This window comes from Flavobacterium agri, assembly GCF_013401995.1.
Lineage (GTDB): Bacteria > Bacteroidota > Bacteroidia > Flavobacteriales > Flavobacteriaceae > Flavobacterium > Flavobacterium agri.
The window spans coordinates 55,374-68,807 of record NZ_JACBJI010000002.1; the positions used below are offsets into that span (position 1 = coordinate 55,374).

Here is a 13,434-nt window from a genome sequence, read left to right on the forward strand (position 1 = left end):
GTGAAACACGTAATTCAAATTCTACATTCAGATGTTTAAGGTTCCACGTGGAACATTCGCATCTTTTCTTCCTCTTTGGTTCTCATGACAACTTCATCGGCTTCCGATTTGTCTTTGTATCCGCAATAATGCAGAACGCCGTGAGCCATCACACGTTTCAATTCTATATCGAAATCGACGTTGAAATCTAGTGCATTATCCTTCACTCGCTCGATTGATATGAAAATATCACCATGTAATTCGTTTCCTACACTGTAATCAAAGCTGATAATGTCGGTCAACGTGTCGTGATCCAAATACTTTTGGTTGATTTCGAGCAGATATTCATCATCGCAAAAAATATAATTAATGTCACCTTCTCTTTTTCCTTCGGAAACGATGATGCTCGAAATCCACTTCTCATAAGCAATTTCGTTGTCGATTTCGAATTCGGTCTCGTAGTTAAAGCTTATCATTGCCTTTAAAATATTCCTGAACCTTCTGGTTATAATTGGAGCGCAAAGGTAAGCTTTGTCTGTTTAATATCTCAATGCTGTTCAAATAATCCTGCAAAGTCTTAGGAAGCGCATTCGATTGATTATTAAACTCCTTTTTATTGGTTTCAGACTGACGTTTCTTCTCCTCGCCTTGCTGCTGAACGGCCTTATCCAACTTGAGCAACTCATATTTCAAATTCAGGATTTTCTGCAACGTCTCGTTATTAAACCCTTTGTTGAGCAATTGCTTTTCGATCTGTTTCATTTGGTCGATGGCATTCTGGCCTTGTCCGCCCAATCCTTGTTTGTTCAATTCGTTTTGCAAGGCTTCGCGCAATTGGCGTTGCTCTTTGTAAATCTCCATTATTTCGCGTGCGTCTCCTTCACCGTCGTCACCTTGTGAACCTTCACCCTGACCATTGCTTTTCCCGCCGTTTCCGCTTTTGCCTTTGTCGCCTTGCTGGCCTTTACCATCTTGCCCTTGGCCTTTTCCTTGCTGGCCTTTTTGACCGGGTTTGCCTTTCTCTCCGGGTTTTTCGCCATTTCCTTCTTTGTCACCGGGGTTTTCACCGTCCTTCATACCTTCTTTCATCTTTTGTCCGAGGCCTTGCTGTTTTTGGATAATATCCGGCAACTGCATTCCTTGTCCTTGACCCGGTGACGGTTTTCCATTTCCACCCGATCCTGGCATCGACATCTGCATTTGCATACTGTTCATGATTTCACTTAGAAAATCGGCCAATTTGTTTGCAGACGAAACCGCGTATTGCTGATGGGAAGTTCCTTTTGCTACTTGTGCTTCAACGAATGCGTCCAACGACTTATCCATGTTGTAATGCACATTGCCAATCTCGTTGGTCACATTTTCTGTGATTTTCGGATTGCGGAGCGACATCGCAAAAAGGCTGTCATCGACATGCTTGAATTGCAATTTCAAATCCTGTTGCAATTTGAGGTTCTTGTTGTACGAAGGCGCGTTGCGTTTGAGGTTTTTGAAATCCTTCATCAAACTCTCTTCCGAAAAAGAAAAAGCAAGCAAATTATCCAAGATCTGACGTAGCATTTTCACATCTTCTTCCATCTGCTCCATTTGGCCTCCGCCCATACTTTGCATGATGTTGTTGCCCATTTCCTCCATTTTTTTGGAAGCACTTTTTTGTTTGGGTTTAGCGCCTTTCTGACTTCCTTTTTGGAGTTCATCCGAGGCTTTCTTCAGATCGTCTTCAATACTCTTTTCCTGGTTCTCGGTCTTCGGAATATCCATTGGAGCTTTCAACTCCTGATTGTCTTTTTGAAGATCTTTAAGCTCTTCCTGAATCTTATCGAATTCTTTATTGATTTCTTCTTGCTTGTCCTGCTTGTTTTGTTGCTCGTTTTCTGAAAGCTTGTCTTGCTTTTCTGCCAATTTTTCAAGTTTATCAGCAATTTGCTCTGCCTTTTTCTCGACATAATAACGCTTGGTCAATTCGACAAGCTGTTCGAGGTTTTTAGACTGATTCTTAGCATTTTGCTTGAATTGATCCATCTTTTCGAACAATTCTTCTTTATTGATTTTGTCGTTGAGTTCTTTTAGTTCATCAAGAAGTTTTTGGTTCTTCTCCATCTCTTTTTCCTGATTCTCCAAGCGGCGTTGCAACTCTTCTTTGAACTCGTCTTTCTTATCAGATTTGAACTTCTCGAGATTGTCCTCGAGCTTCTTCGTAAACTCTTTCATCATTTCGTCCTGTTGCTTTTGACGTTTGATGAACTCGTTCACTTTCTGCTGATCCTTGAATTCAAGGTCGTCCTTTTCCCTGCCCGTATTGCGTAGCTTATCGAGCTCAGACATTTGTTTCTCCTGATTCCTGAGCGACTTCTCGAGACTGTTGATGTTGCTGTTCTGTTCTTGAAGGATTTGATCTTCCTTTTCTTGCTCGGTCGAAATCCTGTCCGCAAAAACCGAAGATTTGCTGCTCTTGTAACCGTGAGGCGCATCATTGTCGAAAACCTCAAAATAGTATTCGTACGAAACGCCCTGCTCTACCGGCAACGTAGACGGAAACGCAAAAACGAACTGATCGAACACATCGCGCTTTACGGCAATTGTTCCACGTTTGGCAGCGGCTGGATTTCCCTTCGGATAATACACGACCTGCAACTTCGAAAGCCCGTAATCATCGGACACTTGACCCAAAATATAATTCTTCTCTACCTTCAGGCTATCGGGCGCATTACCAACGGTAATTGTCGGATATTGATCTTTGACAACGGAAATGCGATAATTGAGCTTTTCGTAGTTCGAAATTTTACTGTTAGATGTAAGTATTTGATAATCTGTATTTTGTGAAATATTTTTTGAAAGCATGAATTGATTATCCGATTTGACGAACGGAAAATTATTGACGCCATCTTTCCAATCTACATTTTGCGTCGCCTGGGTATTCATTTTCCACGTCACGCGCGTGCCTTCGGGAACAATCGCGTTTCCGGTTCCTTTGATGACTTCGGCGTGTTTACCCAAATATGACGGGAAATTCAACTGCATCTCGAAATTCGCGATCGACGGTACGGTAATCACCGCCAATTCGTAATCGTTTGAACGCACCGTATTGGCTTCCACGTGAAACTCAAGATTCGAGGCCGGTTTGGCCATCCTGAATTGGAATTCTCCGGCTTTTTCCGATTCCATATAATAACTTTCGTCGCCTATGAAAATCATTGCGTTTTCTGGAACGACCTTACCTTCTGTCTTCACGCGAAAGATAAAATCCTGGTTCTGTTCCGTTTGCAACTTGTCGTTGAGCACCACGAATTTAAAAGGTGCAGGCGGAAGGAATTGCTGTTTGTAATTCACGACGCGGTTCAAGCTTTGCGACAGGAATTCATCGTTTCCGGAAATGTAAAAGAAAGCCACGAACAAGATTGGAAGCAACGCCAAAGGAAGGAACTTTCGGTTCTTCTTGAAGTTGATCGCGTTCCCGAATGGAACGGGTTGCAACGTATTTGCCTTTTGTTCAATTGACGCCAATAATAGTTCCGACTGGTTTTTATCCGACGAAAGCTGCAGAAAGTTCGTGAGTTTGTCACTTACTTCAGAAAAATGGTTTCCGATGATTTTAGACGCTTCTTCATATCCGATGCCTTTCTGCAATTTGAAAAGTTTCGAAATCGGCCACAGGATGAATCTTCCCAACAGGAACAACTCGACCAAAACGAAAGCCCAGAACAAAAATGTCCTCGCCGACGGCTTGAGCCACAAGAAATATTCGATCGAAAGCGTGAACAAGAAGTACAGCAATCCGAGCCCGACGAAGAACAGACTTCCGCGAATCAACTCGTTCGTATAGTATTTCCTGATAAAAGCCTCTAGCTTTTCGTAAATGAGATTCGTCGTTTTCAATGCTGATGGTTTCTATAACCGATAAAAGTAACAATTTTGGCTGTCAACAAAACGTTAATTGTGCGACTGCAATTGTTGATAACCGTGTCATTTTCGTTCTACTTTCGACTTTTGACTTTCGACAAATCCTATCTTTGCATCAAATTTTTCAACAATGTCAAGACCAGTTCGCGTGCGTTTTGCACCAAGCCCGACCGGACCGCTTCACATAGGCGGCGTCAGGACAGCGCTTTTCAACTATCTGTTCGCCAAGAAACACGGAGGCGTTTTTTATCTGAGAATCGAGGATACCGACCAAAACCGATTCGTTCCAGGAGCCGAAGAATACATTTTCGAAGCTTTGGAATGGCTTGGGATATCGCCTTCCGAAACCGTAGGGAAAAACGAGAAATTCGCACCTTACCGCCAAAGCGAGCGCAAACATTTGTATAAGGAATATGCAGACAGACTGATCGCATCGGGTAACGCTTATATCGCTTTCGACACAGCAGAAACTTTGGACGCACATAGAAAAGAGCACGAAGCTCAAGGCAAAACGTTCATCTACAACCATCATAACCGTGAAAAACTCGACAATTCGTTGACGAATCCGGCCGAAAATGTTTTGCAGAGGATTGCGGCCGGAGAAGATTACGTGATCCGTTTCAAGACGCCTGTCGATGAGACGTTGCATTTGAAAGACATCATCCGAGGCGACATCAAGTTCGATACGAACCTGCTCGACGATAAGGTTTTGTTCAAAAGCGACGGCATGCCGACATACCATTTGGCCAACATCGTAGACGACCATTTGATGGAAACGTCTCATGTGATCCGCGGTGAGGAATGGTTGCCTTCACTACCGCTCCACGTGCTTTTGTATCGCGCGTTCGGTTGGGAAGCTCCGGAATTCGCGCACTTGCCGTTGATCTTGAAACCTATCGGAAACGGCAAACTATCGAAACGCGACGGCGACAAAATGGGATTCCCGGTGTTTCCTTTGGAATGGAAAACCGAGGAAGGCATCTCGTCGGGATATCGTGAAAAAGGTTTCTTCCCCGAAGCGGTAGTCAACTTCCTCGCGCTCTTGGGCTGGAACGACGGTACCGACAAGGAGCTTTTCTCTCTAGACGAATTGGCGCAAAGCTTCGATTTGAACCGCGTACACAAAGCCGGCGCGAAGTTCGATCCCGAGAAGAACAAATGGTTCAACCATCAATATCTCGTCAGGAAATCAGATGAGGAATTGGCCGGATTGTTCGCTCCTACTCTAACCGAAAAAGGAATTTCAATCGATGAAAGCAAACTCGTCAGAATCGTTTCGCTGATCAAAGAACGCGCTCATTTCGTTTCTGAATTCTGGGAATTATCCGACTATTTCTTTGAAGCGCCAACGATTTACGACGAAAAAGCATCCAAAAACTGGAAAGAAGATACGCCAGGTTTGATGAGTGATCTGTTCCAATTGCTCGAAGACATCGAAGATTTCACTTCTTCGAACGTAGAAACAATCGTAAAGGACTGGATGGCCAAAAACGAGATCGGCATGGGCAAAGTCATGCAACCGCTGCGTTTAAGCGTTGTAGGCGCCTTAAAAGGCCCGCATTTGTTCGATATCATCGAAATCATCGGCAAAGAGGAAACCGTATCGCGAATAAAGCGTGCCATCGCCAACTTATAAAAGAAAAGCTCCCGTAAAAGGAGCTTTTTTATTAATTACAATCTTGTAATTGGGTCATACAGATATAGTTCCAAAGCTGTTTGTGTGAAGTGTCGGTAGCATAATCGAAATTGGAAAGGTATCCCAAAAATTTCGGACAGTCCGAAAAATTTCGTTTAAGGCTTTCCTTGAGCGCGGCTCTTCTCTCGATGTCCTTTTTCTTGTCGCCTCCTTCAACCTCAAATTCCTCAAGTATTTTTCCTTCCTTGTCGAGGATAAAGACCTTCACGCCCTGCACCATTCTGTAATCTCCGAGCGGCACCGTTGCCAGTATCTTTGAATCACTTTCAACCTTGATAAAATACCCCTTACGCCAGCCATAAATCCTCAAAAGAGACATACCGGCATTCACTTCTTTCAATTGGTCGAAGAAGAAAAAATGTAGTTTACTTTCGTTTGGCAACACATATTCAACAAATTTTCTAGAGAAATTGATTGTGATGTTCTTTGCCTCGATTATCGTTCCGTCCTTCTTTTCTATAACGAATGACGGTGTTTCACTTTGAAGATCCTGTGCAGATATTCCCAAGGAACTAAAACACAATGCGATAAAAAATGCTTTCATACTATTTGCAAGAAATCTTTTCGGGATTATCGAGATAATTCAGAAGAATCAAATTATCGGGATCGGTTCCGTTGTCAAACAGCATCAAACGCTTGATGAATCCGTCGCAATCTCCGAAATAACGGTTCGCGATATCGTAAAATTCTTTGCGTTTCCGCACTTCGTCCTGGGTTTTGCTTTGGGTGAATTTGAGTTCCTGCAGAATCTTTCCGTTTTCTATCACGACCACTTCGTAAAGCGTGACTACAGAGCTGAATCCGCCTCTATCCCTATTGCGTTTGCTGCTGATCACGCCCAAACTTTTGCCTTTGGACGAAGCGAGTACATAATACAATCGGGCTTTATTGCCGATATCGAACCGCTTGAGGACTTTTTTGTCGATGACGGCCGAATCCAATTCCGAAAACGCTATTTTGTCTTCTTTACCGTTGGCTTTGAACTCGATTTGCCTTTTGGACGAATGCACGTTGACGTCGGCCGCAACTAATTTGCTTCCATCCTTCTTGACGATGACCTGTTGGCCAAAAGCCGTTGAAGTGATCGCCAATGCAATGAAAACCAGCTTTTTCATCAGAAATAGAAAATTACGTTACCTGTTATGATACCCAGATTTCCTTTTACGCTTTTCCCGAACGGACCTTCTGGCACAGAACCAAGAAAGTTGTTGAACCCGTACTGGTACATCACGTTTAGTCGCGCATGGCGCACACCGGCCGTTAGACCGACAGCGCCTAAAATGTTGAATGTGCTCACTTCTTCAAGATCTTTTACGGTCGCAGTCGTGCCGTTGATCACATTGTTTTCGTACTCCGACGAATATTTAAGCTTGCCGTTGATCTGCAGAACCGGTCCGGCTTCGATGCTCAAATAGTTATAGACGATGTTGTAACTCGGCGTGAGCATGATCTTCACGTTCTGCACTTTATAATCGACATCCTCGGCCTGAAATGTAGTCGGGCTCATTGTCGGAACGGAAAACTTGTTCTCGCTGAACTGCATGGCGTATACCATATCGAAATCATTGTAGAAGTTGCCGCGAACCGAAAGACCAACGTTCCAACCGGTTCCGGCTTTGGTGTCGAAATCGCTCGTGTTCAGATCGGTTTGGTTGATTCCGCCAAACAGGCCGATCATGTTCGAATCCCGGTAGTTATACTGGGCCGAAACAGCAAAAGATGCCAACATTACAGCACCTAGAATGTACTTTTTCATATCGTTTTATTGGAAAGACAAACCTAAAGTATTTTTCGTAATTTAACCTGATAACAAACCATAATAACATCATGAACATCCCGTCTATTGTATTCCTAGTGCTGGCACTTTTTATTTTCCTGTCGTGCTTTTTCACGGTCAAGCAGCAAAGCGCCATTATCATCGAGCGTTTCGGACGTTTCCAAAGCGTGAGAAACTCGGGCCTTCAACTTAAAATCCCGATCATCGACAGGATTGCAGGCCGCGTAAACCTTAAGATCCAACAACTTGACGTGGTCATCGAGACCAAGACGAAAGACAACGTGTTCGTCAAGATCAAGGTTTCTGTCCAATTTAAAGTAATCCAGGAAAAAGTGTACGATGCGTTCTATAAACTCGAATATCCGCACGATCAGATTACCGCTTATGTGTTCGATGTGGTGCGTGCCGAAGTTCCGAAACTGATCCTCGACGACGTCTTCGAGCGCAAGGACGATATCGCGATCGCCGTAAAACGCGAGCTTAACGAAGCGATGACGACTTACGGGTACGACATCATCAACACGTTGGTTACCGATATCGATCCGGACATTCAAGTGAAAAATGCCATGAACCGAATCAACGCGGCGGACCGTGAAAAAACGGCCACCGAGTTCGAAGCGGAATCGGCACGTATCCGAATCGTCGCCAAAGCAAAAGCGGAAGCAGAAAGCAAACGTCTTCAAGGTCAAGGTATTGCCGACCAAAGACGCGAAATCGCGAGAGGTTTGGTTGAATCTGTAGAAGTTTTGAACAAGGTCGGAATCAATTCGCAAGAAGCCTCGGCTTTGATCGTCGTGACCCAACATTACGACACGTTGCAAGCCATCGGAGCCGATACGAATTCGAACTTGATATTGCTTCCGAATACGCCACAGGCCGCCAACGACATGCTCAACAACATGGTCGTTTCTTTCGCTGCTTCAAACCAGGTAGGAGAGGCGATGAAAAAACATCAGATAGAAACCAAAGGAAAACCTTCGGTAGTTAGGAAAAATCGACCGGAAAGTCCTGAAAATCCAGACATTATCGTATAAAAAGAAAGAGGCTTTCGGGCCTCTTTTTTATTTGAATATCTTCTTGAGAACGAAGTTGATGAGCATGCCTTTCAATGGTCCGGCCAATCCGCTTACCATATCGATGGCAACATCTGGAATGCCACCGAACATTTTTTTGGGATCGAGATTGTCCTTTGTATTGTCGAACGTTTGAAGCAACCGCTGATAATACAATTCCTTTTCAACCTTGAGTATTTCTAGGTCTTGCTCGATTTGTGCATACGATGAATAGCGCTTTTTTTCCATATCACTCGTTGAAAAAGAATTCTGAGAATTTCTCCAAAATCGGGCCTTCGACGATTTTGTCTTTGATGTTGTAGACGATGACACTTAGGATAATATAAAATCCACCGACGATCAAAAAACCGTAAGCCAAATTGTCGAGCGCATATCCGATGGCTATTGCCGCCGCAACCGAAAGGAAAACCAATACCAAAGTCAGGAAAATCGCGATCAGCAACAGCTTGAGCAGCATCGTAGTCGACTTCATCGCGACCTTGAAAAACCAAAGTTTATAGTACGCTATGTTACTATCTATAAATCCTTTGACGTTTTCTTTTAAGTCTTCTGCGTTTTCCTTTAGATCTTCGAGAGCCATATCAACTGCGCATTTTGGCCGCGGCCGCTTTCAAATCTGCCAGTTTCTTTTCGAGACTGTCGATGATTTCGTTCGATTTTTCGTCGGCATTTTCAGCAACATCTTCAAATGCGGATTTGATATCCGCTTCAGAAGTTTCGAGTTTCGATTTCAGGCTAGAGGAGAGGTCATCGAATTTTTTCTTGAGCTCGTCCTTTTTTTCGTCGAAACCGTCTTTGAGTTTTTTTCGTGTTTTGGAACCTTCATCGGGAGCGAACAAAATTCCGAGTCCGGCTCCGATGGCGACACCTACCAAAAGTGCAACTGCCGCTTTAGATGAATTTGACATGTCGTTTGATTTTCGATTTGCTTAAAGGTAGCCATTTTTTAACATTTGGTCGTTAAGGCGTCGTTAAAACGAGCTAACTGAAGCAAAAATCGAAATAAGGCGATTTGCGGGAAAATATTTCCAAAAACGTCGGAACGGGTTGGTTGTTTTTTAAAATGCGACAGATTCAAAATATGGAAGTCGATTTTTTAAGTTATTATCGATTAGAATTTTATTTATGATTGATATTTTAAATAATAGAAAAAGCCGACTCAAACAAGTCGGCTTCTATTTGTGAAATCTATTATTATCAGATTCTATTAAAATTCAGAAAGTAATTGTAAAACTCTTTCGTTTTTTTCGGATGATTTCAACTTCGAAATTTCGTCGGCAAAAATCGATACGACTTCAGATTTGTTTTTGAGATGATGCAAAATTTCCTCACGCACAAATGGCGATTCGCTTTTAAGTGACATGCCGTAAAATTTCTCGACGATTTCTTCTTCGATGGCCGAAAGTTGGATTTTGTCGGAATATTTCAAAAGCCAGTTCGCGAATAGGAGCGAACTCTTGTTGTTCGTCACATTTTTACGGAACGAATTTTGGATCAGGCTGAAATTCTCGAGCGACTTGATGTTTTCGGAAATGGATTTTTCGATGTTCGCACGTTCCTCATCGGTATTCGCCTTGAAAAATCGGTTGATTTCCTTGAGCGAATTATTGACGGCATTCTCTTCTTTTTTACCCTTTTCTTCCCAAGCGTCCTTAAGTCCGACGGTCTTGTTGAAAACCAGTTTATCAGACGTAGAATCCTTATCTACAGTGAAATAACCGATGCGCTGAAACTGGAATTTATCTTCAACTTTCGCAGTTGCCAAACTTGGTTCGACATAACCTGTCACTACTTTCAACGACTCAGGATTCACGAATTCAAGGAAATCTTTCCCTTTGTGCGTGTCAGGAGATTCGTCTGTGAAAAGGCGGTCGTACAAACGGACTTCAGCCTCCAAAGCATGAGCGGCGCTAACCCAATGAAGTGTTCCGGAAACCTTGCGTTGGCTGGCCTCGGTTCCGCTTCCGGACAACGACTCGACGTCGTAAGTCGCATGGATTTCGGTGATATTTCCGTTGGAATCCTTGACCACTTTTTCACCTTTTATGATGTAAGCGTTCTTCAAACGGACTTCTCTGTCAATCGAAAGTCGGAAGAATTTTGGCGGTGCGTCTTCCATAAAATCTTCACGTTCAATCCATAATTCCTTTGAAAATGGGACTTTACGGAAACCGGCGTTTTCATCTTCCTGGTTATTTTCGGCTTCAAGCCATTCTTCTTTTCCCTCGGGATAATTCGTGATGACCAATTTCACCGGATCGATGACTCCCATGACGCGAGGCGCAATCTTGTTCAAATCTTCACGAATCGCAGCTTCAAGCCTTGAAACATCGATAAGATTATCCCTTTTTGCTATCCCGGTATCGTTCGCAAAATTACGAAGTGAAGCAGGAGTGAAGCCACGTCTGCGAAGACCTGAAATCGTCGACATACGCGGATCGTCCCAACCCGAAACGAAATTCTGGTTGACCAATTGCAGCAATTTCCTCTTACTTACAACCGTGTGGCTTAGGTTTCTACGAGCGAATTCGCGTTGTTTCGGACGCAGTTTCTTATCGTCGAAAATCTGATCCAAAAACCAATCGTACAATTCGCGGTGCGGCAAAAATTCGAGCGTACAAAGCGAATGTGAAATCTGTTCAAGGTAATCGGATTCGCCGTGCGCCCAATCGTACATCGGGTAAATGCACCAATCATCTCCCGTCCTGTGGTGATGCTTATGCATAATCCTGTACATCAAAGGATCGCGCATCAACATATTGGTCGAAGCCATGTCTATTTTGGCGCGGACGATATGCGTTCCGTCTGGAAACTCTCCTTTTTTCATGCGTTCGAACAAGTCGAGATTTTCCTCAACCGAACGATTTCTATACGGAGAATCGGTTCCAGGCTGCGTCGGCGTACCTTTCTGGACCGCAATTTCTTCTGAAGACTGGCTGTCTACATACGCTTTTCCTTTCTTGATAAGCTCGATTGTCCAATCGTATAATTGCTGGAAATAATCGGATGCGTAACGTTCATCGGCCCATTTGTAACCGAGCCATTCGATGTCGCGTTTGATCGCGTCTACATATTCCTGTTCTTCTTTTTCGGGATTCGTATCGTCGAAACGCAAATTCACGGGCGCGTTGTAGGATTCGCCAAGACCGAAGTTCAAAGCGATCGAACTCGCGTGCCCGATGTGTAGATATCCGTTCGGTTCAGGCGGAAAACGGAAGCGCAAACCACTGTGCGGCATGCCGTTCTTCAAATCTTCTTCTATGATCTGCTCAATAAAATTGAGGGATTTTTCTTCTGACATAATTCTGTATGGAAAGCTGCAAAGTTAACCGTAATTTTGGATGAAATATCATTTTATAACATCACCGATGTTATTTAATAAACCGTAAAAAACACATGGGAATCATCAAACTCAAAAACATACGTACCTTTTCGTACCACGGCTGTTTGCCCGAAGAAACCAAAATCGGCTCTGAATACACCGTAGACCTCGAAATCAAGACCGATTTGCGCAAGGCCGCAGAAAGCGACCATCTCAAAGACACGGTAGATTATGTGCTTTTGAACCGCATCGTTGTAGAGGAAATGCACATCGCTTCCAAACTTTTGGAACACGTCGCGCACCGCATCATCGTCCGTGTTTTTGGTGAAATCCCTGAAGTTTCAAGGATTTTGATCTCGGTTTCCAAAATCAATCCGCCGATCGGTGGCGATGTCGAAGCCGTGACGATCGTGATGGAAGAATACAGAAGCTGATGCTGCGCGAGACATTTTTCGTCCTCACGAAACCATTTTGTTCCGAAGAAAAACAGACGGAATTGTGGTCTGAAATCGAGAAATCGCATTCGAAAAAAGGACGTTTTTACCACGATTTGTCACATCTCGAGCATCTGTTGAAAACCTTGTCCGAAATCAAAAGTAAAATCTCGGATTGGGAAACGACGTTGTTTTGTCTTTTCTACCACGACATCGTCTACAAAGCCACAGGCAAAACCAATGAGGAAAACAGTGCTGATCTCGCAGCAAAACGTCTTTCCGAAATTAAGTACCCAATCGAGAAAATCGAGCAATGCCATGCGATGATTCTCGCTACGAAAGCGCATAATTTCTGCTCCGACTCTGATATAAATCTCTTTACTGACGCGGATTTGTCGATTTTAGGAAGTGATTGGGAAACCTACTTCACTTACGCCAAAAACGTGAGAAAAGAATACAAAATCTATCCGGATTTCATGTACAATCCCGGACGCAAAAAAGTACTCCAACACTTTTTAGGAATGCCAAGAATGTTTAAAACGGATTGGTTTTTTGAAAGGTTTGAAGAGCAGGCGAGGAGCAATCTTAAACGGGAATCTGACCTTTTGTAAACTCCATTTTTTCGCTCCATTGCAAACCGTTCGGAAGCTCTTGTTTCCCGAATTCTATATGGATCACGCGGCGTTTGTTGTCGTTTGTCGTTCTGTCGGACGCGTGTAAAAGTAGCGGTCGCATAATCATGATGCCGCCTTTTTTGACTTCGCAAATCGTTTCTTTCTCAAGATTCCAATCTATGGTTTCCGCACGATAAATTCCTTTGCAATGCGAGTTTTCTATAACTTTTAATGCTCCGTTTTCAAAGGTCGTATCATCGAGATGGATTCGGATTGTAAAATTATCTTCAAGGATTTCGATTGGCGGCTGAACGGCGAATTGGTTTTGTTTTACCGTCCACGGACCAAAACCTTGCGTATCGATTTTTTCTTTGACAGAAATCGTCAAATCCTGATGATATGCCACAAACCAGTTCGATTGTTCGGGTTTGTCGAAGTAGATCGATTTGGTTACGAAATAGCCGTTTCCGAAGATGTTTTCGATTAATATCAACATCTTTTGGGTAAAGATGGAAGTTGCAACTTCGGGGATTTCTTTTAAGAATTGTCGGATGGCGAAAAGTCCTGCGGAGCGTCTGAATGTAAGTTTCGCATCATCGGCGGAAGCTATTTTCAACAATATCTCATCTGATTCAATTT

General features: G+C 43.4%; 14 protein-coding genes. 4 read left to right on the top strand and 10 right to left on the bottom strand.

Features of this window, described 5'->3' with window-relative positions; translation table 11 throughout:
• Positions 1 to 35: 35 nt before the first annotated feature.
• Both ybeY and HZF10_RS04280 read right to left on the bottom strand, forming a co-directional pair.
• Positions 36 to 455: an rRNA maturation RNase YbeY gene (gene ybeY / locus HZF10_RS04275; RefSeq protein WP_176004950.1), complete on the bottom strand. Its 420-nt coding sequence runs from the start codon at positions 453 to 455 to the stop codon at positions 36 to 38.
• Positions 442 to 3,855, bottom strand: coding sequence for a DUF4175 family protein (locus HZF10_RS04280; protein WP_176004951.1), 3,414 nt, complete (start codon positions 3,853 to 3,855; stop codon positions 442 to 444). Before HZF10_RS04280 ends, ybeY begins: the two co-directional genes overlap by 14 nt.
• 154 nt (positions 3,856 to 4,009) lie before the next feature.
• Here HZF10_RS04280 and gltX point away from each other — a divergent pair, with 154 nt between their 5' ends.
• Positions 4,010 to 5,515 (top strand): glutamate--tRNA ligase, encoded by a 1,506-nt coding sequence (gene gltX, locus HZF10_RS04285; RefSeq protein WP_176004952.1) that lies wholly within the window; start codon positions 4,010 to 4,012, stop codon positions 5,513 to 5,515.
• Between the two features lie 31 nt (positions 5,516 to 5,546).
• Here the strand turns inward: gltX and HZF10_RS04290 are convergent, their stop codons facing one another.
• Genes HZF10_RS04290 through HZF10_RS04300 form a run of 3 tightly spaced genes read right to left on the bottom strand, consistent with a single transcriptional unit; the run spans position 5,547 to position 7,331 of the window.
• Positions 5,547 to 6,119: a hypothetical protein gene (locus tag HZF10_RS04290; protein ID WP_176004953.1), complete on the bottom strand. Its 573-nt coding sequence runs from the start codon at positions 6,117 to 6,119 to the stop codon at positions 5,547 to 5,549.
• A gap of 1 nt (position 6,120) precedes the next feature.
• Positions 6,121 to 6,690, bottom strand: a complete 570-nt coding sequence (locus tag HZF10_RS04295) for a hypothetical protein (protein ID WP_176004954.1) — start codon at positions 6,688 to 6,690, stop codon at positions 6,121 to 6,123.
• Positions 6,690 to 7,331 (bottom strand): outer membrane beta-barrel protein, encoded by a 642-nt coding sequence (locus HZF10_RS04300; RefSeq protein ID WP_176004955.1) that lies wholly within the window; start codon positions 7,329 to 7,331, stop codon positions 6,690 to 6,692. The genes HZF10_RS04295 and HZF10_RS04300 overlap by 1 nt, the downstream gene beginning before the upstream one ends.
• Positions 7,332 to 7,402: 71 nt before the next feature.
• On the opposite strand from HZF10_RS04300, the gene HZF10_RS04305 reads away from it, so the two are divergent.
• Positions 7,403 to 8,386 carry an SPFH domain-containing protein gene (locus HZF10_RS04305; protein ID WP_176004956.1) on the top strand — a complete coding sequence of 328 codons (984 nt, stop codon included), beginning with the start codon at positions 7,403 to 7,405 and terminating at the stop codon, positions 8,384 to 8,386.
• A gap of 27 nt (positions 8,387 to 8,413) precedes the next feature.
• Here the strand turns inward: HZF10_RS04305 and HZF10_RS04310 are convergent, their stop codons facing one another.
• The 4 genes from HZF10_RS04310 to HZF10_RS04325 all read right to left on the bottom strand — a co-directional run bounded on the left by HZF10_RS04310 (position 8,414) and on the right by HZF10_RS04325 (position 11,729).
• Positions 8,414 to 8,653 carry a DUF6327 family protein gene (locus HZF10_RS04310; RefSeq protein ID WP_176004957.1) on the bottom strand — a complete coding sequence of 80 codons (240 nt, stop codon included), beginning with the start codon at positions 8,651 to 8,653 and terminating at the stop codon, positions 8,414 to 8,416.
• Between the two features lies 1 nt (position 8,654).
• The gene (locus HZF10_RS04315; protein ID WP_176004958.1) at positions 8,655 to 9,005 is read right to left on the bottom strand and encodes a phage holin family protein; all 351 of its coding nucleotides are present in this window, start codon (positions 9,003 to 9,005) and stop codon (positions 8,655 to 8,657) included.
• Position 9,006: 1 nt separating this feature from the next.
• Positions 9,007 to 9,333, bottom strand: coding sequence for a YtxH domain-containing protein (locus tag HZF10_RS04320; RefSeq protein ID WP_176004959.1), 327 nt, complete (start codon positions 9,331 to 9,333; stop codon positions 9,007 to 9,009).
• A 299-nt stretch (positions 9,334 to 9,632) separates the two neighbouring features.
• Entirely contained in the window at positions 9,633 to 11,729 is a 2,097-nt protein-coding gene (locus tag HZF10_RS04325; protein WP_176005354.1) for a glutamine--tRNA ligase/YqeY domain fusion protein, read from the bottom strand.
• Positions 11,730 to 11,821: 92 nt separating this feature from the next.
• Here HZF10_RS04325 and folB point away from each other — a divergent pair, with 92 nt between their 5' ends.
• On the top strand, positions 11,822 to 12,181 hold the full coding sequence (gene folB, locus HZF10_RS04330) for a dihydroneopterin aldolase (protein WP_176004960.1): 360 nt from the start codon (positions 11,822 to 11,824) through the stop codon (positions 12,179 to 12,181).
• Positions 12,181 to 12,792, top strand: a complete 612-nt coding sequence (locus HZF10_RS04335) for an HD domain-containing protein (RefSeq protein ID WP_176004961.1) — start codon at positions 12,181 to 12,183, stop codon at positions 12,790 to 12,792. Before folB ends, HZF10_RS04335 begins: the two co-directional genes overlap by 1 nt.
• On the opposite strand, the gene HZF10_RS04340 is transcribed toward HZF10_RS04335, so the two are convergent.
• Positions 12,767 to 13,411 carry a phytanoyl-CoA dioxygenase family protein gene (locus tag HZF10_RS04340; protein WP_306454587.1) on the bottom strand — a complete coding sequence of 215 codons (645 nt, stop codon included), beginning with the start codon at positions 13,409 to 13,411 and terminating at the stop codon, positions 12,767 to 12,769. The two genes, HZF10_RS04335 and HZF10_RS04340, sit on opposite strands and share 26 nt — an antisense overlap.
• Positions 13,412 to 13,434: the final 23 nt, after the last annotated feature.